Origin of the sequence: Neobacillus kokaensis, assembly GCF_014656545.1 — a bacterium.
In the GTDB taxonomy this organism is placed as follows: Bacteria; Bacillota; Bacilli; order Bacillales; family Cytobacillaceae; genus Neobacillus; species Neobacillus kokaensis.
Genome location: NZ_BNDS01000017.1, coordinates 87627 through 113732, shown reverse-complemented (window position 1 = coordinate 113732; position 26106 = coordinate 87627). Strand labels below are relative to the sequence as shown.

The window sequence follows — 26106 nt, the reverse complement described above, 5'->3', positions numbered from 1 at the left end:
AGTGCACATTGGAGCGTCCAATGAGCGCGTGAGCAAGGAAAATCACGGATGAAGTGCACATTGGAGCATACAAAAAAGCGGGGCAACAATAAGCAATCGTGTAATCCCGAAAAAAGGACAACCGATCACAAAGAGTTGTCCTTTTATCCATTATTAATTCTTATTCTGTTCCCTACTAGTTTTTCTGTACTTTCGGACGGCGCTCTTTTTTCATGTAATGAAACAGAAGAACGTCCCTTCATCTAACAATTGTCATTTCATACCCCGCTATGTTTTTTTTGAAAGCCTATGAAAATACCAAATATTGTGGATATACCAAGTGAGTATTTTGAGTAATCATGGTAGCATATTTACGAGGCAGTGAGTAATATAGAAAACGAAAATCACCACGGGAAACGGAGTTGTTCAGGACAGGATGAGACGAATTAATTTTAATGACAATTGGCGCTTTCAACGGGAGATAAGCACCAGTTTAAGAGAAGCACAGAAACCTAGTTTTAACGATCATTCCTGGCGGCAATTGAGTCTGCCGCATGACTGGAGTATTGAATTAGATTTTAACAAAGATTCACTTGCAACACATGAAGGCGGCTATTTGGACGGCGGTGTCGGCTGGTATCGAAAAACCTTTACCGTGCCATCTGCGATGGAGGGGAAGCGGATCTCCCTTGATTTTGATGGGGTTTATATGAACAGCACCACCTATTTAAATGGCGAAGAGCTGGGGACCTATCCTTTTGGTTATAATGCTTTTTCCTATGATATTACGGACAAGCTTTTTATGGACGGCAGAGAGAATGTTCTCGCTGTGAAAGTCGATAACACCCAGCCGAGCAGCCGCTGGTATTCAGGAAGCGGAATCTACAGAAATGTCTATTTAACCGTGACCAATCCGGTTCATGTAGCAAGATACGGGACGTTTGTCACAACGCCTGATTTGGAAAGCGCTTATGCTGCAAGAAAAGCGGAGGTAAACATCAAAACCAAAATCAACAATGACTCAGATGCTGCGGTACAGGTGAAGGTGAAGTCCACGATCTACGATACAGACGGCAAAGAGGTGGCTAGCGTAGTGTCGCAGGAAAAAACTGCTGCTGCGGGTACGACAGCACATTTTGAAGACAACACAGTGATCGAAAATCCGGAGCTATGGAGCTTGGATAATCCTTATCGATACAAGCTTGTCACAGATGTTCTAATTGGCGGCGAAACGGTAGATACATATGAAACTCGCTTTGGTGCGAGGTTTTTCAAATTTGATGCAAACGAAGGGTTTTCACTAAACGGAAAGCCAATGAAGCTGTATGGTGTTTCCATGCACCATGATTTAGGTGCGTTAGGAGCTGCAACTAATGCACGGGCTGTGGAAAGGCAGCTGCAAATCATGAAAGATATGGGTGTTAATGCCATAAGGGGCACCCACAATCCTGTTTCTCCAGAGTTTCTTGAGGCCGTCAATAACCTAGGGCTGCTTTTGATTGAGGAAGCCTTTGACTGCTGGAGCCAGTCAAAGAAGACCTATGACTATGGGAGATTCTTCACCAGATGGGCGGAGCATGACGTAAAAGAAATGGTCGACCGCGGAAAGAATGAACCTTCGATTATCATGTGGTCGATTGGAAATGAAATTTATGACACAACAAGCCCTTCTGGAGTAGAAACGGCACGTAATTTAGTTCGCTGGATCAAAGAAATAGACACAACAAGACCGACTACGATTGGCGAGGATAAAACCAGGGGCGATAAGGTAAATGTCACACCAATCGACCCTAATATTCTAGAAATATTCCATACTGTCGATGTGGTCGGATTGAACTACAGCGAGAACAATTATGTAGGATATCATGAGCAGCATCCAAACTGGAAGCTGTATGGCTCGGAAACATCTTCCGCTACACGTTCGCGGGGAGTCTACACCCACCCATATGAATATAATCTTGGTACAAAGTATGATGATCTGCAGCAATCCTCCTATGATAATGATTATGTACCATGGGGACGGACGGCTGAGGACGCCTGGAAATCTGACCGCGATTTGAAGCATTTTGCAGGACAATTTATTTGGACAGGCTTTGATTATATTGGCGAGCCGACACCTTATTATGATTCTTATCCGGCAAAAAGTTCATACTTTGGGGCTGTTGATACAGCTGGTTTTCCAAAGGACATTTTTTACTACTACCAAAGCCAGTGGAAAAAAGAGCCGATGGTCCATCTGCTGCCGCATTGGAATTGGACCGAAGGGGAACCGGTCCGCGTACTCGCTTATACGAACGCCCATCAGGTTGAACTTTTTCTTAATGGAAAATCATTAGGGGTACGAGGCTATGAAAATAAGAAAACCTCTTGGGGCGCACCATATAAAGAAACTAAAGACGGAAAAACCTATCTAGAGTGGGCAGTGCCTTTTAAAGCCGGGACATTAGAAGCCGTAGCCATGGACGAAAACGGCAAGGAAATTGCCCGTGATCAGGTGACAACTGCGGGTGCACCAGCCGCTGTCAAATTAACGGCCGATCGTAAGGTAATAAAAGCAGACGGAACAGATTTATCGTTTATTACCGCAGAAATTGTGGACAGTAAAGGGAATGTGGTTCCAAATGCGGATCACCTGATCCAGTTTCACCTGTCTGGCCATGGTGAACTTGCCGGCGTTGATAATGGAGACGCAGCTAGTGTTGAACGATACAAGGATAATAAGCGCAAGGCTTTTAGCGGCAAAGCGTTAGCGATCGTTCAATCTAATAAGCTTGACGGAAATATTACATTGCATGCGTCTGCAGAAGGGCTCTCAAGCGGCAACGTGACCATTTTCACCACGGCCTCTGCCGACCAGAACAGCATCACCATTGCAGGGATAGATGAGGTAAATGTTTTGGTCGATTTCAATGTGGTGCCAGAGCTGCCTTCGCAGATTAAAGTGTATTACAGTGATTCCACTGTTGAAATGAAACCTGTGACATGGGATGCGGTCGACCCCAATCTTCTTAACACTGCCGGAAAAATTATTGTCGAGGGTACTGTGGAAGGAACTGACAAAAAGGCAAAGGCACTATTGATTGTTAAAGGCAATGGGCAGGAAAACTCTGAGTACAGGATTGATCTTTTCTCGCCAGATCCAAAGCTAATTTCTACTGAGCTGACAGTAGAGAAGACGAATATCATGGAAGACGATTTCATCGATATAAAGGTAATCGGACAGCTAGAAAACAAGGAAGTTGTGGATTTATCTAACTTCATGCCAATCTATGAATTCGACTGCGATATTATTAAGATTGAAGGAAATAAGCTGTATGCGCTTGAAGAAGGCCTGGTCAAGGTAACAGCTGCGGTTACTTATAAAGGGAGGACCGTTACCTCACCTGAAATGATGTTGAAGATAACGAAAAACCCTGTCCCTAAAACCATTACGCACATCGATTCAATTACAGTGGTAGCTGGCAAAGGGGAAGCACCGGTTCTTCCTGCAACGGCAGTGGCTCATTTTGACAGGGGAATGCCGCGAGATGTCAAGGTTAAGTGGGAAATAGTAAATCCGGCTCTTTATCAAAATCTAGGTGAATTTACGGTATCAGGTGATGTCGAAGGGACAGAAATCAAGGCCCAGGCAAAGGTGATGGTTAGATCTGCATTAGCGATTGAAACAATCTCAATGGCTGTATTGCCAAATCAAAAACCTGAACTGCCTCAAAAAGTAACGGTGTATTATAGTGATGGAACGGAAGAACAGGCTGATGTGGATTGGGACGCTATGCCATCAGCGGAATTGAAAAGTGAGGGAGTAGTTAAGGTAAAAGGCTCTGTAAAGGGTGTGGACCTGAAAGCAACGGCACAGATTAGGGTGACCTCAGAAGTTGGCGGGGTACAGAATATCAGCCGGGCGAAAAATGGCTACGAATATCCGAAAGCGGAAGCATCCTTCACAAACACAGGCCCAGGATCAAATGACCGGATTGAAGCAATCAACGATGATGTTATCTCCTATGATGCCGAGCCGCATAATCGCTGGACGAATTGGCAGCCTACACCGCGGCCAGGAGATTGGGTTTCCATTACCTTTGGCGACAGCAAGCCTAGAAAATATGATATAGACAGTATGGAGATTCACTGGTATGAGGATCTTGGTACATCGTCTCCAGCTTATTTTAGGATTCAATATAAATCAGGCGATGAATGGAAGGATGTCTCTGGATTAAAGACTAATCCATCGAATACGGTATTACGTCAAGCTAACGTCTATACCTTTGATAAGGTGAGAACCTCAGCGATCAGAGTCGATATGACAGCTAAAACTGGAAAGAGCTTAGCCATCACCGAGATCAAAGTATTTTCCAAGTGGGCGAAGGCGCACACACATCCAATGGTGACGGACATTAAGCTAGGCGATCTAAGCATTCTCGATGATTTTAGTAAAAAAGGTGACAACAACGAATTAACTTTCCAGGTCAAAGACCCAAGAGACATACCAGAAATTAAGGTAAAGGCAGAAGACAACACAAGCATAACAATAATACCAACATTCACGGCCCCATCCACCGCAAAAATAATCGCTAAATCGGAGGATGGCATGAAAGTGGAGATTTACAACATTCGTTTTACAGAATGAAACACAGAAACGGTGCTGCTGTTTCATAAGAGGAAATAGTAATGCTTGTACGTTTCGGGTATAGAAAAGGAATCATTTGCCCCAAACTAAAAAAAAAAGTCAGCTTAGTTAATGGGGTTATGAAGATGAATGCATACTTTCAATTTCATTCAAAACTGGATTCGTTTCGTCTTTTTTCAATGGAACATCTTGTGACTATAGCGATTATTATCATTCTTTGCATTCTTCCGTTTGTCACACGTAATCAATATAAGAAGGATGGGAAACGAAGGTTATTTCGTTTCCCTCTTGCTTTTCTTTTACTGATTTCTGATGTTTTGCAACATCTTTGGCTGGTAGAGGAGAATGCTTGGTCCATAAAACGCGATTTGCCTCTGCATTTGAGTGATCTAGTTGTCATACTGGCGATTATCATGCTGCTCACCAAAAGTAATAAACTTTTTCAATTCATGTATTTTGCAGGGATTGGCAGTTCCATTCAGGCGATCTTAACGCCCAATCTTGGCAGGTATTCATTCCCGCACTTTCAATATATTGAATTTTTTATATCACATGGAGGAGTAATTCTCGCTTGTATGTTCATGATTGCGGCCTTTAACTACCGGCCAACCATTCGAGCCCTATGGGTAACCGTCCTTATTGTGAACCTGTATGCGGCATGTGTCTTTTTCCTAAATAAGTTACTGGGATCCAATTACCTCTACATCATGAAAAAACCAAAAACCCCTTCGCTTCTGGATTATCTTGGCCCATGGCCATGGTATCTTCTTTCGATGGAGATCGTGATGATAGTGAGTTTTTATATACTTTATATTCCGTTTTGGAGGAAAATTAGGGATAGTTCAGGTGTTTCATGATGAATGGGAATTGTACGATCTCAATTGTTAATTGCGGAAAGCTATATCTGCAATTATGAACAGGATATCTGCAATTTACGAAAATGGCTGAGTTTTGAAAAAGGATATTAGCAGTTTTCTGAAGCCGAGATTTCAGTTAGGACGATTCTCTTGCATCCTATATGGCGGAAGTACAAGAATCGTCCCCAAGTTTTATTTAAAGCCCTTTACATTGTCCTGTGAGCGAGCCTTCTATTTTATTTGGTGCTCCGAAGTCGTTGGCTGTTGAGCTGTTTCCCTCACATTGTATTTTTCCATTGACTGAGTTTCCGGACATAATTGGTCCGTATTCGCCGAATTGTTTATTGGCAGATACTTGGCTGTTGTCAGCGAGTGTGAGTCCGCCATTTAAGGTGTTTCCAGCTAATGTCACGTTGCTCGCGGTACCAGTAATGTTAGTTTTGCCGTTTACAGTTGTACCAAAAAGCTGGATGTTCTTTGCCTTGTCAGCTTTCAAGCCGCCATTAATCGTACTATTAAAGATAACCAAGGATGCCCCTTTTTTGACCGTAACACCTCCGGAAACCATTGCATTTTCTAAGCAGGTGACTCCCTCTGTAACAACTAGTCCGCCATTTTGCTTACCTGTGACAGTTGTTGAGCAATCAGGCGTCTCTCCAGGTAAAACAGTAACCTTAAAACTTTCCGCATTTCCAATGTTGCCGGTAGCGTCGATGGCACGGTGCTCGACAGTGTGTGTGCCGAAGCCAGGCACAAATGGACCGCCAGGATCTCCCGCCTTATAGGACTGCTCAAATGATGCTTTTGACAAGCCGCCAGTTCCTAGGTTGCCATATGTTAATGCTTTAATATCAGTACCGGAATGGGTGAACTTGAAAGGAGTGCCCTTAGGCTTCTCTGGGAATCCAAAGTAATTGTACCAGCCGTCTCGGTCCAAGCGGAACTCTCCTACGATAAATCCTTTTTGATCATCTACAGGGTTGAGCAGCATATCAAACTCGTTAAAATAAACGTTGTGTTCAACATCGCCGTCCAACGTAACAAGCGGCTCAGATAATGTTCGGGGCGCTGTTGGCAGACCATTATCGACCGTCCAGTTTATTGTTTCTGAAGGACCAGTTGGATTGGTAGGGTCTGTTATGGTTGCTTTTAACTGTGAAGTTCCTTTCGGTAATTCGAATTTACCAAGATCAAGCAGCCGGCTATTTTTGGTGTTTTGCACTATTTTTCCATTAAGCTCCCAAGTAACGTCGAGAACGCGGTCGTTCGGTTTGGTCGTTTCAACGAAAGCAACCTCATTATTTGCTAATGGATGATCCGTGACGGACGTATAAGTAAATTTTACCTCAACCTCTGTTTTTTGAAGCGGTTTTCCAATTGTCCACTCACGTGCCTGTGTCATCCTAGAGCCATTTAAGTAGTTGGAATCGCGTACAAAATCAGTTTGATCTTTTACCGTGACCTTAACCTTATCACCAGCTTGAACATTCAGGTCAGCCAGCTTGAGATGGCGGCTATTATGCATATTCTTAACCTCTTTGCCGTTAACTTCCCACGTTACATCAAGGATATGGAACCTAGGGTGCATAGTTTCCACCCATACCACATCTTTAGGACCGACTTCGCCGACTGGAGTTGAAGCTAATGGCATTGCTCCGGCATTACGCATCCCGGTAATCCGTTGAGTCATTTGTTCGCGGCCAACCTGATCGAAATAGAAGCCAGTGTGGCGCATCATGGAATGCTCACTTGGACGCCAGACGTTGGAGCTGTAATATACGCCGCTTTCATGCCCGTCTTGGTCGGCAGCACGAATGGTTCCGCCTGATTCACTTTCCTCTCCAAGCCAGCGCCACCATTTAGTTTGTTTTTCAATCATTTGACTGGACGTCAGCCGGGTATGATGATTGGAGCTAGGCTCTCTTTCGGGATGCAGACCGCCTGGAACACCGCGATCATAGTAAGCGTATTCATCCTGCAGATTACCAAGTGAGTGGCCTAATTCATGTAAAGATACTAACGGACCTTGTGGGCTGCTGCCAGTGGTTGTAGCATGAACGCCGCCAATGCCGCCGTATGTGAATGTATTGGCGATTGCTAGTGTTTGAATATTTTGAGCATTAGAAGGTATGCCTAGTTGAGGAGCTACATAGTTGGTAAGAATATTGTTTCGTGCTTCGGTTCCGCCCGTACCATACGTAACACCGCGGGCAAGCTTGTCCGCTGGGCATTGGCTGGCAAACTGAAGATTAAAAACAGTGTCCCGACGGACGTTTCCGTCATCCGGGTCGCAACTGATTCCGGAATCTTTTGATGGGGTCTGGACCATGTAAACATTGAAGTAATAACGATAACTGCGGAAGGGCTCTACACTCCACTGGACATTTAGGTTTCTTTCAACATCCGCTTGGAATTTGTCCATTTCTTCAGCGGTGTAGCCATCGCCCAAAATAATTAGATTAAGCCGATCCTTCGCCGGACCTGTTACTTGCAAGGGAATAATATTTACGTCCCCAACTTTAAGTTCCTTTGCTGCATTGGTCTGTTGAAGCTGCTGCTGTTGCTGCAATTTCGGTACCGCATCTTGTGCCTCGGCGCTTATATCCTTCGTGGTAAAACCAGTCCCAGAAACCAGCAGTGCAGCACTCAGCACACTTGACCAAAGCAATGATTTTCTCTTAACCATTTAACCCCGCCCTTCATAAAAAAAAGATTTGGCCATGCCAAATCTATTCTGTCACAGAATGTAAACTATTTCCATAAATATTTTGATTTTTCTGAAAAATAGTGCAAAAGACCTGAAATAAAAAGAATGAGGACAGCCCTCATCCTTCCTAAGCCGTTGTATCTTACTTGTGTGGGCACCGGAAAACGGCCACTTATCCATTGATGAAGCAAGCTTATCAGACATACGAATTAACGATTTAAAAGAAACAGGTGACAATATGACACCAGCTGCAAAATGGAAAATTTAGCATTGAAAGGTGCATGGGGACGGTTCAGTCCTCATGCTTCTTTTTGTAGACAAATCCCCTGAATAAAGGTAGTTGGAATTCATATAAACGCCATGAGGACAGTGCCCCCACCAAAAAGACAGTCCCTGTCCTCATAAACCTTCGATGAGGACAGTTGCTCCACAAAAAGGGCAGTCGGGGTTCTCATAAACGCTGCATGAGGACAGTTGCTCCACAAAAAGGGCAGTCGGCTTTCTCATAAACACTTCATGAGAACAAATCCCAAACGAAAATCTAAGCCTCAGTCCTCGTAGACGCTCCATGAGAACAGTTCCCCCCAAAAAATGCAGTCCCAGTCCTCATAAACGCACTATAAGGAAAAATCCTTTACAAGTCTCAAACCGTCCACTTGTTTCATCAGTACAACACACTATAAGTTCGGCATCACTTTCCTAGCGCCTAAGAAGAGCCATGTGGCTAAGACGAATGGCATGGTTAGTGCTGGGAGGCCGTATGGCAGGAGCCATGCGCTGAGTCCTGCTGTGATGGGAACAGTCAGGCAGGCTGCAATGATGCCGGATTGTAGCGCATAACGATGGTGTTGATTTTTAAACACTGCTGATACGGCGATGATTGTTAAAATGGCGTTGTACCCGTAAAGCCCCAACACGATTAAAGCATGTTCCCCGCCTAATACGTAGGCAATGATGATGGCTGCTGCGTTACCGATAACTGCGTATAAACCAAGTTTCCTTCCACCCCAAAATACGGCAATAAATATAAGGATGCCAGACATGGTATTATCTAGGAAAAATACTTGCCCAATCCCATGAAAAATACCGTCCAATAGATTGACTTTCCCGGTAATATTTAATTCCCAGTGTGTTAAATCTTGAGGTACTAAAGAAGAACTTAATGTAAGAGCTTTTAACTTATAAGCAGCAAGCAGGATAAACCATGTCAGAACAATAAAAGGAAATGTCAATATAGGTATTTCCGTGTTTTTCATAAAATGCATCATGGCTGCGGTAAAAATGGCAGCCACGGCAGCTCCAGCTAAAGCGATGATCCACGTATAGGAACCATTTATAAATAGTGCCAATGCCATTCCTGTCAGGACAGAATTATAACCTAGCAAACCTTGATTAATAGATTCCTCATTTGCTCCTCCAAACTTTCCGACTAAAGTTCCGATGACCGCCGATAAAAAAGCAATAACCCCTAAGTAAACAGAAGAAATCATGATGGCAATAAGGATTAGCAATCCAGTAATGACATTTTCAATCAAAATAACTTGAGAGATTCCTTTAAGAGACGCTGATAGAAAAGAAGCAACCTTTCCATCCATAATACCGGGTTTGTCTGTTTCCATAAATCTTAAGCTCCTTTCAGATTCCAATTCTCGGATAATTACATATATTTTTACATACATATATTTTTATATATATAAAATTTGATATATGTATAGTACGATGATATAGTATTCTCCATAGGGAATCAATCGGGTTTTTATTCAAATTATTCATAATTAACATAAAACACCTTTCATCCAGCCATTTATGAATGAATATCAAACTTCATTGGTTCCTTTTACAAAATAACCCTTTTAACATCATTCGAGAGGGTTATTTTTCATATCTTACATTTGAAAAATAAGGAGGCATTTCTATGAAGCTATTACCACGCGAAATTGACAAGCTCATGATTGTCGTTGCGGCAGATCTTGCCAAGCGGAGAAAAGACAGAGGATTGAAGCTGAATTACCCAGAAGCAGTCGCCCTTATCACTTATGAAGTATTAGAAGGTGCACGGGATGGCAAAACCGTTGCCCAATTGATGGAATATGGAACAACCATTTTATCACGTGAAGATGTTATGGAGGGTGTTCCAGAAATGATTCATGATATTCAAGTTGAAGCAACCTTTCCTGATGGAACAAAACTTGTGACTGTACATAGTCCAATTAAATAACAAGTGATGGGAGGCAAAATAACATGATACCGGGACAATTATTTTTAAAAGAAGAAGATATTATCATTAATGCCGATCGAACTACATCTAAACTTACGGTCATCAATACTGGGGACCGTCCGGTTCAGGTAGGATCGCATTTTCATTTTTTCGAAGTAAATGAAGCTCTTCAATTCAATCGTGAGGAAGCGTATGGCAAACGGCTTAACATTCCAGCAGGCGCAGCGGTTCGTTTTGAGCCTGGCGATGAGAAAGAAGTTGAATTAATAGATTACGCAGGGGAACGCCGCGTTTACGGATTTAACAATAAAGTGGATGGATCTTTGGAAAAGGGGTGCAGCAAATGAGTTTTAAAATGACTAGAAATCAATATGCTCAAATGTATGGTCCGACTACAGGGGATTCGATTCGTTTAGCAGACACAGACTTAATCATTCAGGTTGAGAAAGACTACACCACGTATGGGGATGAAGTTGTATTTGGCGGCGGAAAGGTTATTCGTGACGGAATGGGGCAGCACCCGCTTGTCACACGGGGCGATGGAATTGCGGATGTCGTTATTACGAATGCCGTTATTCTAGACTACACAGGCATTTACAAGGCCGATATCGGCATCCGTGACGGAAAAATTGCCGGCATCGGTAAAGCGGGTAATCCATTAATCATGAACAATGTGGATATTATCATCGGCGCAGGTACAGAAGTTATTGCCGGGGAAGGAATGATTGTTACTGCTGGCGGTATTGATACCCACGTTCACTTTATTAACCCGGAACAAATCCGAACAGCATTAGCTTCAGGGCTGACCACACTTGTTGGCGGCGGAACAGGCCCTGCTGCAGGTTCAAAGGCTACTACTGTAACCCCTGGTGAATGGCATGTTCACCGGATGCTTGAAGCAGCAGAAGGAATGCCAATCAATGTTGGATTTACTGGTAAAGGCCAGGCTGCTACAGAAGAGCCGCTGGCAGAGCAGGTACGTGCGGGTGTTATCGGCCTGAAGGTGCATGAAGACTGGGGAGCAACTCCATCGGCGCTTGATAATGCCCTAAAGGTAGCTGAAAAATATGACGTACAGGTTGCCCTTCATGCAGATACTCTAAACGAAGCGGGCTTTATGGAAAATACCATGGCCGCTCTAAAAGATCGTGTTATTCATATGTACCACACAGAAGGGGCTGGCGGAGGACATGCTCCAGACTTAATTAAATCTGCCGGTTATATAAATGTCCTGCCATCATCTACGAACCCAACTTTACCGTATACGGTGAATACAGTAGATGAGCACCTTGATATGTTAATGGTGTGTCACCACTTAAACCCATCAATTCCGGAAGATCTTGCATTTGCGGATTCACGGATTCGTAAAGAAACCATTGCTGCCGAAGATATTCTGCAGGATATGGGTGTTTTTAGTATGGTCAGCTCTGATGCCCAGGCAATGGGACGAATTGGCGAAGTGATCTTACGCACCTGGCAAACAGCCGACAAGATGAAAAAACAAAGAGGGCTGCTAGAAGGAGACAAGGAGCATGCCGATAATAATCGTGCAAAGCGATATGTAGCCAAATATACCATTAACCCTGCCATCACTCATGGTATTTCCGAATATGTTGGATCGATTGAAGTAGGCAAAATTGCCGACTTAGTAATTTGGGATCCTGCTTTCTTCGCTGTGAAACCAGAAATGGTTATTAAAAGCGGTTTTGTGGTTGAGAGCTTAATGGGTGATGCAAACGCATCGATTCCAACACCGCAGCCGGTTATTTATCGTCCAATGTATGGACAGCTTGGCAAGGCACTAGCCAGCACATCGGCAACATTTATTTCGCAGGCTGCTTTTGAAGATAAGGTCCATGAAAAGCTTGGCTTGCAAAAAATGATTCTTCCTGTTCGCGGCATTCGGAAATTAACGAAAAAAGATATGAAGTTAAATTCGGAAACACCTGAAATTACGGTCGATCCACAAACATATGAAGTACGAGTAAATGGGGAATTGATTACCTGCGATCCAGTTGATCGGGTATCAATGGGACAACGATATTTCCTATTCTAGAGGTGAAGGTTTTGATAGTTGAAAAAATCGTAACAAATATTGAACAAATGGATAAAGAAGAGGTGGCTAAGCGTCATAAGGAAAAAGTCTACCTTGAAAGCGCTCATTTAGTGAAACGAATTCAGCGTGTCACCACAGATCACGGTACAGAAATCGGCATTCGTCTAAAAGAGCCGCGTGACCTTGTTGCTGGTGATGTTTTATATTTGGATGATAAAAATATGATCATCATCGATGTGATTTCAGATGACTTATTGATTATTTGCCCGCGCAGCCTGAATGAAATGGGAACGATTGCCCATCAATTAGGGAATCGTCACCTGCCAGCCCAATTTGAAGGAGACGAGATGCTTGTTCAATACGACTATCTTGTGGAAGAACTACTACAAAACCTGCAGATCCCTTACAAACGTGAGGATCGCAAAGTAAAGCAAGCATTTCGTCATATAGGGCATAGCCATGACTGATCAAATTCTATCATTATTTCAGCTATGTGATTCGAATTTTCCGACGGGGGCATTTAGTCATTCGTATGGGCTTGAGAGCTATATTCAAGAGGATAAAGTTCATGATCAAGCCTCATTTCTTGAATGGCTTCATGCGTATGTTAACGAGCAGCTCATCTATTCAGATGGGCTTGCTTCCCGCCTCGTTTACGAGGCCTTAGAGAAGGAAGATGTGCAAAAGGTGTGGAAATTAGACCGGATGCTCACGGTACAAAATTTACCGCGAGAAACGAGAGAAGGAACGCAGCGAATGGGAGACCGAATGTTAAATCTCGTAGAATCACTCTATGATATTCCGGTTCTGTCAGTCTATCGGGAACGAATTAAGGCCAAGAAATCCTTCGGTCATCCTGTCATTGTTTTTACAATCGTTGGCCACCATCTAGGTGTTCCTAAATCAACCACCACCTTATATTATTTGTATTCTACGGTCTCAAGTCTTGTCCAAAATGCCGTGCGGGCGATTCCATTAGGGCAGACAGCTGGTCAGAAAAGTATTCAGGCGTTTCAAGGTGCATTAATCAAAGCAACAGAAAAGATTCAACAATTAGAGGAAGAAGATTTCGGGATTGTTTCACCTGGGCTGGAATTATCGCAAATGAAGCATGAACGAGTGAATATACGTATCTTTATGTCTTAATAGAAAGAGGAAGTGTTAGCAATGGAACCAATTAAAATCGGTGTCGGCGGACCTGTTGGTGCAGGTAAAACGATGTTAGTTGAAAAATTAACCCGCTATTTACAAGATGAAATTAGTATGGCAGTTGTAACAAATGATATTTATACAAAAGAGGATGCTAAATTCCTAATGAAAAATGGCGTGCTTCCGGCGGACCGCATTATTGGTGTTGAAACTGGCGGCTGCCCGCATACAGCAATTCGTGAAGATGCTTCAATGAACTTTGCTGCCATTAATGAATTAAAGGAAAAGCATCCGGATGTGGAATTGATTTTTGTCGAAAGCGGCGGGGATAACTTGGCAGCGACCTTCAGTCCGGAACTTGTTGATTTTTCCATTTATATAATTGATGTAGCGCAAGGGGAGAAAATTCCGCGTAAGGGCGGACAGGGAATGATTAAGTCTGACTTGTTTATTATTAACAAAACAGATTTAGCTCCATTTGTTGGTGCGAGCCTTGAGGTAATGGAATCAGATACGAAGGTGTTCCGCGGCAACAAGCCTTTTGTCTTTACGAATTTAAAAGATAATCAGGGGCTTGATCAAGTGATTGACTGGATTAAGAAAAATGCGTTATTAAAAGGGCTTGAATAAAATGGGCGATTGGACAGGTATTTTACGCTTAGGTACCGAAGCTAGAAACGGGAAGACCGTTGCCAATGATGTGTATTTCCAAGGGGCGTTTAAAGTTATGCGCCCCGTCTATCATGATGACTCAGGGCAGGCCTGTTATTATATCCTAAACCCGGGGGGGGGCTATTTAGACGGGGACCGCTATCAAATGAAGATTTCATTAGAGAAGCAGGCTAAACTAACCTTAACCACCCAATCGGCAACGAAAATATATAAGACGCCTCAGTCACATGCCTACCAAGAAGCTGAATTTCATTTAAAGGAAGGCAGCTATTTAGAATATATTCCCGATCCGCTTATCGGTTATCAAAACGCACGTTATAAACAAAAAAATGTGATATATATGGAAAAAGGATGTTCTCTCCTATACTCTGATATTATCACCCCGGGATGGTCTCCTGAAGGGGAACGATTTAGCTATGATACACTTCAGCTCATCAACGAAATTTATATGGATGATGAACTGATTGTCTATGATCATATTAAATTAAATCCAGCCTCGCAAAACATGGACGGTCTAGGCTTAATGGAGGGCTATTCTCATTTAGGATCAATGATCGTGATTGATGAAAAGGTGAGTCATGAACTTATCGATCGATTATATCAGGCTTTGCCTAATCACTTAAATGAATGTAAAATAGGAATATCGCAGCTGCCCGTTTCAGGATTTACTGTTCGGGTATTAGCTAATGCAACACAAGCAATCGAAAAAATATTTTCTGAGTTACATTCTATTCTAAGTCAAGAATGGTTTAGTAAGAAGCCTTGTTTTTTAAGAAAATATTAATGTTCATACCCCAGCAATTGTTTATGGTTGCTGGGTTTTCATTAGAAAAGAAGAGTAGAGGAGAAAAACTTAATGGATGCTACATTATTATCTGTTCTGGTATTGGGCTTGGTTTTGGGAATCAAGCATGCCATTGAACCAGATCATGTGATTGCTGTATCAACAATTGCCAGCCAGAGCAAAAAGTTATGGCAGGCTTCATTAGCCGGTGTATTCTGGGGGATTGGCCACACTGTAACATTATTTATCGTCGGTGTGATTGTTATTCTAATGAAGGGCGAAATACCGGAGAAGTGGGCAATGTCTTTAGAGTTTTTAGTAGGAATCATGCTTGTTTATCTTGGAATTAAAACGATGATTTCTTTTAAAAATATCCATATCCACACCCATAAACATGACGGCGATGAGCATAAACATGTCCATTCTCATACAAGCAGCGGCGAACACGGTCACCCGCATAAACATAAAAGGACAACATATTTAGGATCAACACTCATCGGTTTAGTTCATGGTCTGGCAGGAAGCGGTGCAATGGTTTTATTAACCATGAGTACAGTTAAAAGTATTGGAGAGGCAGCTATTTATATCATTGTCTTTGGTACAGGAACGGTTATTGGGATGCTTTTCTTTACTACTATTATTGGAATTCCGTTTGTATTAAGCAAGAAGCGGAGGAGCATCAGCGGGTCGTTAGGTATAATTACCGGTGTCATAAGCACTATTTTTGGTGTATACTATATGTATAATATAGGTGTTAATGAAGGTTTATTTCACCTTTGGATATAGAATACTATATTTATAGCGCCGTGACACGTGGACTTGTGTATTTCTAGCGATGCTACGGTTTACTAGATTGGGGTGATTGCTATGAATACTCTTGGATATGCAATACTTAGCGCGCTTGGCAGGAAGTCTTATTCGGGATATGAATTAGGAAAATATCTAGAGAATGTATGGCCGGCCAAGCACAGTCAGATTTATCCGATGTTAACGAAGATGGAGGAGAAGGGGTTTCTAGTCCATGAGATTGTTGAACAAGTAGGGAGACCTAATAAAAAAATATATTCGATTACAGAAAAGGGAACAGAAGCTTTAAAAAAGTGGATCGCTAAATCGCCTTCTGAACAGATCCATCGAGACGAATTTCTAATTAAGGTATATTCTTCCTGGTTGTTAGGGGAGGAAAACTCTGCAAAATTAGTCCATGATCGGATTGCAAAATTAGATGAATCTATCGCTTCTCTATCAGATAAGATAACAGAAATGGAACAAATGGAAGAACTTGAGACGACTTCAAAGGATTTTGGGCGATACCTATTATTCAGCAGAAAATTTAGGCTGGCCAAAGAAGAAAAGGACTGGTGCCAATGGGTCCTCGGCCTGTTAAAAAACAAAAAAGTAAACTTTACTGTATTCTGCTTAGCATTTACAGGGAGATTCAATCTCCTGCTCGATGGTTTACCATGGATTGCCTTGATTTAAAACAGGGGGACGGTTCTCCTGTTTCATTCGTGCTTTTAGAGAGCATAAATGAAACAGAAGAGCCGTCCCGTTTTTTCTAGAATAGCAATGTATAAAATTCTCAGTTTGGTTACATAATAGTATTAAAGATTTTAACCATAGTTTCTAGGAGAGGCATGGTTTTTTCAAAAAGTATGGAAAGGATGAGCCGTGATGTAAACATTTGTCAAAATTTGAAATATAATATTTTTTGAAATTGTAACCGTTTTCAATTATAATGTAGTTAGGTGGATGGCGCGTGTGGCCATCATGGTATTGAGCGTAGGGCGGGGCCAATACTGGATGCAGGAGCTAAGCAGAATACATTTTAACTGTAAAATATCAATTATTCACTTTGGACATACGGTGCGTTTATAAAATAACAGCTAAGGAAAGGAGAAGGGACGTGGAGGACCGGATAACATTGTTTAACCTTTTTTTAAAGGAAGATCGTTTTGAACTCAATTCTTATTTAACTTATTTGTTCAGCCAGATCTCCGATTGTTTTCCGGAGCAAGCAGAGGAAAACATGGAATAACTAAAAAAGCAGTCCATTTTATTGAGAGCTGACAATAAAATGGACTGCTTTTTTTTTATAGCCGAAAACATGGGGAGCCATTTGTCAGGTATAAATTTCGGTTCCTTCTAAATTAATATACAAGTTGACAGTTAGGTATCAAAATATATACTAGAGTTAAAATTAAAAATAGTAAAAATTAATTGAGAAATAATTTTAATTTGACGGAAGCGGTTATTTTTCACAAGGAATGATGGTATTGATTGATACGTCTTCGAAACAAAAATATGGATGGTTTCATTCACTTAAAAATAGACTAATTGTTATTTTGTTACTAAGTTCCTTTATACCTATCTTTTTAATAGGGTTTATCTCTTATGATTCAATAAGCACCCTTCAAGACCATAAGATGCGCAGCGGAATCCAAAATGACTTGCAAAAGATAAAGATTACATTAGAAGGGAACTTAGAAAATTTAAACCACGTCTCGCAGCAGCTGGCCTTCGGCGGGGGGGTTGGTAATGATCTCTATACTTATTTGACAAATAATAGTGTCGAAAAAGTAGTTGCTGAAAGAAGCATAAAAGAAAAAGTGGGATTTATTGGATCGAGCAACCCAAACATTTCTTTAATGTTGTATTACAACATAGATAAAAAAAGTTATATGTTTCAAAATTATCCAGTACGGGATCATTTTTCATTAAGCCAGCTTCCGGTTCTGGTAAAAGAAAAGGAAATAACGATCTATGGTCCTCATCAAACAGAAAGTCGTATTTTTAATAATTATGTTCTTTCAATATCACGGAAGGTTAAATTTCCCCATTTAGATAACATTTATATTTATATTGAGACAAATAACGAGTTTTTAAGTGAGATATTTCAAAACTCGCAGTACGGAAAAAATATTGATTATCTCATAGTTAATAAACAAGGTATCATCACATACAGTGAAAATCAAAGGTATTTTCCGATTGGTTCTTCTTATAAAGACAGTAGAAAACAAGACTCTCATCAATATGCCTTTTCCGAACGGAGTAATCAAGGATGGGAGATCGTCGCATTAATTGGAAAGAAAATTTATGAGAAAGAATCAAGGAGCTGGTTTATTAAGTTTATCTTGTTTGCCATTGCCTCCCTATGTATAAGTTTGTTGTTTGTGTGGTGGATTTGGCGGACAGTATACCGGCCGCTAAATAGAATTAGAAGAGCAATCCTTACAATGAATAATGAGAAAAACTTTGAAATTAAGCTGACAGGACTTATTGAGTTTGATACATTAATACATCAATTCAACCAAATGAAAACAAAAATTGGAAATCTATTGAATGATATCCGTGAAAGTGAAAAAAAGAAAACAAGATTAGAAGTAGAAAAGCTGCTGCTTCAAATAAATCCCCATTTTATTCATAATACGTTAGATACTTTCAGGTGGAAGGCTCGTTTAACTGGTCAAGAGGAAATGGACAGGCTTCTTTCACAATTTGGCAGACTTATTCATTACAATTTAAGAAGAGGCGAGACAGCAACCATTAAGGAAGAGTTGGAAGCGCTTAATGACTATATGGAACTTCAAGGAATCCGCTATAACATCAAATTTAATATAAGTATTCACGTAGATGACAGTACGTTAGAGACACCTATTCCTCGGTTTATCTTACAGCCGATCGTTGAGAATGCTTTATACCATGGCATTGGTCATGAGGGAATCATTAAAGTGGATATTAGAAGGCAAGATGAGGCTCATATCATCATTAAAGTTATTGACAGCGGCGGTAGAATTGAAGACGAGTCTATCCGTCAATTGTTAAACGATGCCAAAAGGGAACAAAAAAATGCTGGACTCGGTATCGGAATGCAATATGTTTTACGGATGATTGAATATCAGTATGGGGAGGAAGCAAGCTGTCGAATAGAAAGTGATTCGGTAAGAGGAACTGAGGTGATTTTAATCTTGCCAGTTAAAGAAAAGGAGGATAGCAGGTGAAAGTATTAATAGTGGAGGACGATTATTTAGTTCGAAAAGGGTTACGGCTGATGATGCCTTGGGAAGATTTTGATTTAGAAATTGTGGGGGAAGCATCCGACGGTGAAGAAGCCATTCAGTTTATCCGAGAACATCATGTCGATCTTCTTATCACTGATATCGCGATGCCAAAAGTTACCGGCCTGGACTTATTACGTTTTGTCCATGGGAATTACCCTCACATTTGGACAGTAGCCTTAACTTTTCATAAGGAGTTTGAATATATCCAGGAGGTATTAAGACTCGGTGCCATTGATTACATAACGAAAACTCAATTGGAAAAGGAGAAAATGAACGAAGTATTGGCCCGAATCATGAATCGAATTAAATACGAACAGGATAGACGTCAAAGAACAGACCTAATGATGCAAAACGGAATACCTTTTTCGTCTCACGATCTATATGGTATACTTGCCAATCCGTACAGCAAAAAGCAGGCAGAAGTTCCTCCCGTACCCGAAGGGGGCAGTCATCATTCCCTGATTAAAATAGATAATGGTTTTTGGTTATTCATGGGATCAAGAAATAATAGTATTCAAGGTTCCCCTATTCAGACATTAAAGCATTCCACTGAATGGATTATTTTGGAGGCTGTTAAATGTGAGGAAACGGATCTTGCTGGTCTGATTCATTTATTTCGCAAGTATTGTGCAGAGAAGCTTTTTTATGATTATAGATATGATGAAAATTACTATAAAATTTCTTTAAAGCAGTCTCCCGATCAGGATACGTCCACCGATTGTGCTGTTCAAACATTGCGCAACAGCCTTTCATCGCTGCAATGTATCACAAATGATGAATTATTTGATGAAACCATTACAAAGGTAAAAGAATTTCGAGTACCTAGCTCTCAAGTTGAAGGATTGTTTACCTATGCTGTTTCAAAGTGGGAGAAATTTGCCAAAATCCCAACAGATGATCCATTAGACAAAATGTATTTTTGGCAAGATTGGATTAGTTGGCTGGAGAAAATTCGAAATCATCTTCAAGGTACATTAAAGAAGTCGCCATATTCCAATGAGGTGGTTTCGAGTATTATGAGGGCAATTGAAATCATTCACCGCGATATTAGTTCAGAAGTTAAACTGAAGGATGTAGCGAACGAAGTTCATTTAAGCCAAAGTTATTTCAGTCAATGTTTTCGTAATATTGTTGGGATCCATTTTAATGATTATGTCAGAAATATAAGAATCTCTTCTGCGAAAGCTTTATTACATGATACCAATAAACCAATCTATTGGGTTGCTTCACAAATAGGTTATCACAATGAAAAGTACTTTAGTAAAATATTTCGAAAATATACAGGGATGCTGCCTAGTGAATATCGAACGATGATGAAATGAATACTCACAATCTATGTTTCTACTTAAATAGTACCTCCTTTCAAAGCAGGAACATCCTGTGGTGAAGGGGGTTATTTTTTTATCAAAACAAAAAAGGTATAAAAATCATTTAAAAAATGGTATACCTTTGATTTACTATTCTTATTTTTCAAAGAGAAAATGGAACGATAAGGCACGTGTTTGCAAAATGATTCTACACTTGAAAGCAATAGAATCGTTATAGAATCTAAATATAGAATAGGATAGGGGGACTCAAGTATGAAGAGATCGCGAAAATGGCTCATGTGTATTCTTGTTTTATCAATGCTTTTTGTAACCGCTTGCAGTATGTTCACTGGTAAAAAGGCCACGGAACAAAAGGATGAAAGCAAAGCAGAAAATAGTATTGATAACGGAAAATTTAAAGAACCAGTTATGATGACGATTGCAAAACCAGTGAATCCGCAAGATAAGAGCCTACCATCAGGTGATACAATAGACAACAATATTCTAACACGTTACGTTACAGACAAAACAAATGTAAAGTTTAAAGCTACCTTGACGGGAGCAAGTGGTGACTCCTACAACCAAAAGATGCAGGTTGCGATCGCCAGTAATAATATTCCAGATGCCATGATTGTTACTGAAAAACAGCTTAGACAATTGGTAGAAGCAGATATGATTGAGGATCTAACGGATGTCTATAAAAATTATGCAGGTAAATTTATGAAGGATGTTTATGAATCCGGAAATAACAGGGCTTTAGAAAACGCGACATTTGACGGAAAGCTAATGGCCATACCTGATTCCGTATTTGAAAGAGACACTGTTTCCATGCTATGGATCCGTCAAGATTGGCTGGATAAGCTTGGATTAACACCACCGAAAACTCTTGATGATATTGAAAAAGTAGCAAAAGCATTTATAGAACAAGATCCTGACGGGAATGGGAAAGCTGATACAATCGGACTGACTGGGACACCGTATTTATTTGGATCACACGGTTTTGACAGTATCTTTAGTGCAGTCCATGCGTATCCTGACTTTTGGGTGAAGGATGATTCCGGAAAGGTGGTTCACGGTTCGGTCACACCTGAGACCAAAAAAGGTCTAGAGAAGCTTCGTGAATGGTATAAGGAAGGAATTATTGATAAAGAATTTGCCCTTCGAAAAGATCCGAATGAACTTGTTGCAGGTGGTAAAGCGGGATTGTTTTTTGGACCTTGGTGGTCTCCGTGGGGCGGTCCGATTGCAGATGCAGTAAAAATTAATCCAAAAGCTGATTGGAAAGCCTATACAGCTCCTCTTGATGAAAATGGCGAGTTTAACGGAAAAATGACCAATATATCAAATACCTATGCTGTTGTAAGAAAAGGGTATCAACATCCTGAGGCACTTATGCTGGTTTTAAATGCAGAGTTTAGCGGCAATTTCAGTAACTTAACAAATGATTTAAACCCTTCTTATACACCTGTCCGCCTGGTGGCCGACTGGTCTGATGCGGTCACAAGACGTGTTAAACAGTTTGAACAATACTTAGATGGAAACAAAGATACGTCACAAATGGATTATGAAACAAAAAGGCTGCTGCCGTTAATTGAGCAATACGCAAAGAATCCAACAGCTGATTTAAGCACATGGCAGCCTGCTCATTCGTATATGGAAGGTGGTAAAACCCTTCTCGAACCAATGAACGAAGTACGTAGTTTATTCTACTCTCAAACAAAAACAATGGAAGCGAAATGGACGACCATCTCAAAACTGCAGTCAGAAACATTTTTGAAAATTATTATGGGCAGAGAACCTGTAAATAGCTTTGATAAATATGTGAAACAGTTTAATGAATTAGGCGGTGACGTCATCACCAAAGAAGTTGAAGAGGCGATAAACAAATAAAGGAATTTGTGGCGCCGGCACAGTGGCCGGTGCCATCTTTTCTAGATAATGAGGTGAAACAATGAAAAAGGTTGTTACAACATTCGATTCTTCCAAGATTGTTCCCAATCAGACTGTTGTCAAACGTCCAATCATAAAAAAAGATCGAAACACGCTGCATTATCATTTAATGCTCATGCCAGGCATCATTCTATTATTTTTATTTAGTATTGTCCCGATGTTTGGAGTGATTATTGCGTTTAAAGACTTTAATCCAGGTTTGGGGATTTTCAACTCCGAATGGATTGGATTAGAAAATTTTCGCTTTTTATTTAATCTCCCTGATTTTGTCACGATATCGAGAAATACACTACTTATTGCAGTTGCCAAAATAATTGTTAATTTAGTCGTGGCTCTTTGTTTTTCCCTTTTGTTAAATGAAGTGCGTGCGAGACTATTTAAACGAAGTGTACAGACAATTATTTACTTACCGCATTTCTTATCCTGGGTTATATTAGCTGGAATCGTCATTGACCTATTATCAGTCGATGGCATTATTAATCAAATATTAATATTCTTTGGAGCAGATCCCATTATGTTCCTAGCAAGTACGAGCTGGTTTCCGTTTATTGTCGTAGTCAGCGATGTATGGAAGGAATTTGGGTTTAATACCATTATTTATTTGGCTGCTTTAACAGGAATCAGCCCCGTGTTATATGAATCAGCAGTTATGGACGGAGCAACACGATGGCAGCAAATACGCTACATTACCATTCCTGCATTAAAGCCTACGGTTGTATTGCTGGCAACACTCAGCTTGGGGAGTGTTTTAAATGCGGGATTTGATCAAATTTTCAACTTATACAATCCAATTGTCTATGAAACTGGTGATATTATTGATACTTATGTTTATCGTGCCGGTTTAGTCAATGCACAGTTTGAACTTGCAACAGCGGTTGGTTTGTTAAAATCCGTTATCAGCTTTTTCCTTATTATTATTTCCTATTTCTTAGCTTCTAGATTTGCGAATTACCGAATCTTCTAATCGTCTGGGGTGATTTTGTTGGTCAGAGATCAAAAGCTATCATCACGTATGGTAGATTATACAATTATTGCATTTCTTGTCATTATTGCTCTTCTTTGTATTGCTCCCATTTGGTATACAGTAGCTGTATCGTTTAGTGAAAAATCTGCCGTTGCAGGGGGGCTTGTTACATGGCGTCCAGTTCAATTTACGTTAAGTGCTTATGAGACACTTCTCTCCGATGGAAGTTTTTTTAGAGCCTTCGGTGTGTCTGTTGAAAGAGTTATATTAGGCGGCGGCCTTAACTTTATCTTAACAGTCTTGATGGCTTATCCACTTTCACGCAGCTCGAAACAATTTAAAATGAGAAATATATATATGTGGTTTATAATATTTACAATGTTGTTTAGCGGCGGCCTTATTCCTTTGTTTTTAACGATTGAATCATACGGTCTTCTGGATACGATATGGGCATTAGTGCTGCCAGGGGCTGTACCTGTTTTCAACGTTATCTTACTCTTGAATTTTTTTCGTGCTATACCTAAGGAGTTAGATGAGGCAGCTGACATGGATGGAGCAGGACCTTGGTATAAGTTATTTCGGATTTATTTACCTTTGTCTGTACCGGCGCTGGCAACCATTACTTTATTTAGTGTGGTCGGGCACTGGAATTCCTTTTTTGATGGAATGATTTTTATGACCCAAGCAGAGAATTATCCGCTTCAAACCTATATTCAACAACTAGTCGTACAAACGGACATATCTAATTTGACAACTGAAGAGTTAAAAATGATTGCGCAGATGTCTAACAAAACATTGAATGCTGCGAAAATTGTTATTTCGATGATTCCTATTTTAATAGTTTATCCGTTTGTTCAACGTTATTTCATTCATGGTATTATGCTTGGATCAGTGAAAGAGTAACAAGAGATCTTCTTGAAGTAATTGATTATTTTTAGTTGTCACTATTGAAATTGGAGGAAGACTGATGGAAAAACAGTATCAAATAGAACTTTTAGATGGTGAGTATTGGTGGGGAGGGGCTGTTGCTGATGGGATCCATATGCCTTTTGGGAATCAGCCGTTTGAACGAACGCTGACCCCTAATTTAACACCTAATCAAGCCGCACCTATCCTGATTTCTAATAAAGGAAGATTCATTTGGTCGGAGGAGCCATTTGATTTCGCCTTTACTGAAAACTTGTTGGAGATCTCCAACGCAAAAGGCGATGTACAACAAGGTGAGGGATATCTCCATTTAAGAGATGTGTATAAGGCGGTTCAAGCAAAATTTTTCCCGCCAACTTCGAAGCTTCCTGAGCCCTTGATGTTTACTTCACCACAATATAATACTTGGATTGAGCTTATGTACGACCAGGAGGAGGAAAAAATACTAGAATATGCTGAGGCGATTATTGCAAACGGGATGCCTCCAGGGATTTTAATGATTGATGACAACTGGCAGGAGGATTACGGTGTTTGGAATTTTCATCCTGGCCGTTTTAAAAATCCAGAGAAAATGGTAGAACGATTGCACCAATTAGGATTTAAAGTCATGCTGTGGACATGTCCATTTGTAAGTCCTGATAGTTCTGTTTTTCGAAAGTTAATGGCTGATGGGTTACTTTTAAAGGATGAGAATGGTATGGTCGCCATCCGCCAATGGTGGAACGGTTACAGTGCTATTCTAGATTTAACAAATGAGAAAGCCGTAGAATGGTATCAACAGCAGCTTGATCATCTAGTAGATTACTATAAAATTGACGGCTTTAAATTCGACGCTGGTGATCCAATGTATTATAAAGATACAGACCAAAGTGCATTGCCAACACATGCGAACGGGCATGCTGAAAAGTTTGCAGAGCTTGGAAGACGATATCGTTTAAATGAATATCGGGCTTGCTGGAAAATGGCTGGTGAACCTATCGGACAAAGACTATGTGATAAATTGCATAGCTGGGGAGATAATGGACTGGGTTCCCTTATTCCCAATGGATTAGCACAAGGGTTAATGGGTTATGCCTTTACTTGTCCTGATATGATCGGCGGCGGTGAGTTTCAAAATTTCCTTGCCAACTCGGACCAGTTAGATCAGGAGTTATTTGTTCGTTATGCGCAGTGTTCCGCTTTATTCCCGATGATGCAGTTTTCAGCGGCTCCTTGGAGAGTTTTAGATGATGAGCATTTTGGTTATTGTCTTGAGGCAGCAAAGCTTCATGAGCGATTTGGAAATGACATACTTCAAATAGCAGAGAGCGCCGCATTAACTGGCGAGCCAATTATAAGGCATATGGCCTACATGTTCCCGGAAGAAGGGTTTGAAAAAGTGAATGATCAATTCATGCTGGGCGATGACATCTTAGTCGCACCGGTTGTTACGAAAGGAACCACCCAACGATTCGTTCACTTTCCAACAGGAGCTTGGCAAGATGAGGACGGCAATATAATACAAGGGCCGGCAGAACAATTAATCGATGCCCCCCTATCACGTTTAACATGGTATAAGAGAGTTAAATAAAAAATGGGACGGTCTTATGCTTCTAGAAAAAAGCATCAGAACCGTCCCTAGTCTCATAGGTGTGCGATCTTTTCGTTGATGTATTCCTTCATGAGCAGATCGAGCTTGATTGAGAGTGAAATATAGTCGGGGCTGCCTGGGCCCGTTTGTTTGTATAGTTCGTTTTTTTCCTTTTTGACATCAGCGATTTCCATTAGCAGTTTCTTGTTTTCGTATGGAACTGATTCTTTTGTTTTCATCATACACCTCGAAAAAGTAATTTTTTTGACGTGATTTTG

20 protein-coding genes are annotated in these 26106 nt (G+C 40.8%); 17 read left to right on the top strand and 3 right to left on the bottom strand.

Annotation, left to right across the window (positions count from 1 at the left end; translation table 11 throughout):
- Nucleotides 1-415: 415 nt before the first annotated feature.
- Both IE222_RS17865 and IE222_RS17860 read left to right on the top strand, forming a co-directional pair.
- The gene (locus tag IE222_RS17865; protein WP_191275138.1) at nt 416-4606 is read left to right on the top strand and encodes an Ig-like domain-containing protein; all 4191 of its coding nucleotides are present in this window, start codon (nt 416-418) and stop codon (nt 4604-4606) included.
- A 125-nt stretch (nt 4607-4731) separates the two neighbouring features.
- Entirely contained in the window at nt 4732-5463 is a 732-nt protein-coding gene (locus tag IE222_RS17860) for a YwaF family protein (protein WP_191275135.1), read from the top strand.
- Nucleotides 5464-5659: 196 nt separating this feature from the next.
- Here IE222_RS17860 and IE222_RS17855 read toward each other — a convergent pair whose 3' ends face one another.
- Together IE222_RS17855 and IE222_RS17850 are read right to left on the bottom strand one after the other, a co-directional pair.
- Nucleotides 5660-8149 (bottom strand): M64 family metallopeptidase, encoded by a 2490-nt coding sequence (locus tag IE222_RS17855; RefSeq protein ID WP_191275134.1) that lies wholly within the window; start codon nt 8147-8149, stop codon nt 5660-5662.
- A gap of 698 nt (nt 8150-8847) precedes the next feature.
- Nucleotides 8848-9789, bottom strand: a complete 942-nt coding sequence (locus tag IE222_RS17850) for an urea transporter (protein WP_223282784.1) — start codon at nt 9787-9789, stop codon at nt 8848-8850.
- 296 nt (nt 9790-10085) lie between these two features.
- On the opposite strand from IE222_RS17850, the gene IE222_RS17845 reads away from it, so the two are divergent.
- The 15 genes from IE222_RS17845 to IE222_RS17775 all read left to right on the top strand — a co-directional run bounded on the left by IE222_RS17845 (nt 10086) and on the right by IE222_RS17775 (nt 25828).
- Entirely contained in the window at nt 10086-10388 is a 303-nt protein-coding gene (locus IE222_RS17845) for an urease subunit gamma (protein ID WP_191275130.1), read from the top strand.
- Nucleotides 10389-10411: 23 nt separating this feature from the next.
- Nucleotides 10412-10735, top strand: coding sequence for an urease subunit beta (locus tag IE222_RS17840; RefSeq protein WP_191275128.1), 324 nt, complete (start codon nt 10412-10414; stop codon nt 10733-10735).
- Entirely contained in the window at nt 10732-12444 is a 1713-nt protein-coding gene (gene ureC, locus IE222_RS17835; RefSeq protein WP_191275126.1) for an urease subunit alpha, read from the top strand. The genes IE222_RS17840 and ureC overlap by 4 nt, the downstream gene beginning before the upstream one ends.
- A gap of 11 nt (nt 12445-12455) precedes the next feature.
- The gene (gene ureE, locus IE222_RS17830; RefSeq protein ID WP_191275124.1) at nt 12456-12911 is read left to right on the top strand and encodes an urease accessory protein UreE; all 456 of its coding nucleotides are present in this window, start codon (nt 12456-12458) and stop codon (nt 12909-12911) included.
- Nucleotides 12904-13590: an urease accessory protein UreF gene (locus IE222_RS17825; protein ID WP_191275122.1), complete on the top strand. Its 687-nt coding sequence runs from the start codon at nt 12904-12906 to the stop codon at nt 13588-13590. The genes ureE and IE222_RS17825 overlap by 8 nt, the downstream gene beginning before the upstream one ends.
- 21 nt (nt 13591-13611) lie before the next feature.
- Nucleotides 13612-14223 carry an urease accessory protein UreG gene (gene ureG / locus IE222_RS17820; RefSeq protein WP_191275120.1) on the top strand — a complete coding sequence of 204 codons (612 nt, stop codon included), beginning with the start codon at nt 13612-13614 and terminating at the stop codon, nt 14221-14223.
- Between the two features lies 1 nt (nt 14224).
- Complete coding sequence (locus tag IE222_RS17815) at nt 14225-15049, top strand: urease accessory protein UreD (protein WP_191275118.1); 825 nt, start codon at nt 14225-14227, stop codon at nt 15047-15049.
- Between the two features lie 72 nt (nt 15050-15121).
- Nucleotides 15122-15835 carry an urease accessory protein UreH domain-containing protein gene (locus IE222_RS17810; protein ID WP_191275116.1) on the top strand — a complete coding sequence of 238 codons (714 nt, stop codon included), beginning with the start codon at nt 15122-15124 and terminating at the stop codon, nt 15833-15835.
- An 81-nt stretch (nt 15836-15916) separates the two neighbouring features.
- Nucleotides 15917-16531 (top strand): PadR family transcriptional regulator, encoded by a 615-nt coding sequence (locus IE222_RS17805; protein ID WP_191275115.1) that lies wholly within the window; start codon nt 15917-15919, stop codon nt 16529-16531.
- A 794-nt stretch (nt 16532-17325) separates the two neighbouring features.
- Nucleotides 17326-19050, top strand: a complete 1725-nt coding sequence (locus IE222_RS17800; protein WP_223282783.1) for a sensor histidine kinase — start codon at nt 17326-17328, stop codon at nt 19048-19050.
- On the top strand, nt 19047-20432 hold the full coding sequence (locus IE222_RS17795; RefSeq protein ID WP_191275111.1) for a response regulator transcription factor: 1386 nt from the start codon (nt 19047-19049) through the stop codon (nt 20430-20432). Before IE222_RS17800 ends, IE222_RS17795 begins: the two co-directional genes overlap by 4 nt.
- Before the next feature lie 258 nt (nt 20433-20690).
- Nucleotides 20691-22307, top strand: coding sequence for an extracellular solute-binding protein (locus tag IE222_RS17790; protein ID WP_191275109.1), 1617 nt, complete (start codon nt 20691-20693; stop codon nt 22305-22307).
- Between the two features lie 169 nt (nt 22308-22476).
- Nucleotides 22477-23331 (top strand): ABC transporter permease, encoded by an 855-nt coding sequence (locus tag IE222_RS17785; RefSeq protein ID WP_223282786.1) that lies wholly within the window; start codon nt 22477-22479, stop codon nt 23329-23331.
- 18 nt (nt 23332-23349) lie between these two features.
- A complete protein-coding gene (locus IE222_RS17780) occupies nt 23350-24234 on the top strand; it encodes a carbohydrate ABC transporter permease (protein ID WP_191275105.1) in 885 nt (294 codons plus the stop codon).
- A 64-nt stretch (nt 24235-24298) separates the two neighbouring features.
- On the top strand, nt 24299-25828 hold the full coding sequence (locus IE222_RS17775) for a glycoside hydrolase family 31 protein (protein WP_191275103.1): 1530 nt from the start codon (nt 24299-24301) through the stop codon (nt 25826-25828).
- Nucleotides 25829-25881: 53 nt separating this feature from the next.
- On the opposite strand, the gene IE222_RS17770 is transcribed toward IE222_RS17775, so the two are convergent.
- Complete coding sequence (locus tag IE222_RS17770) at nt 25882-26070, bottom strand: hypothetical protein (protein WP_223282782.1); 189 nt, start codon at nt 26068-26070, stop codon at nt 25882-25884.
- Nucleotides 26071-26106: the final 36 nt, after the last annotated feature.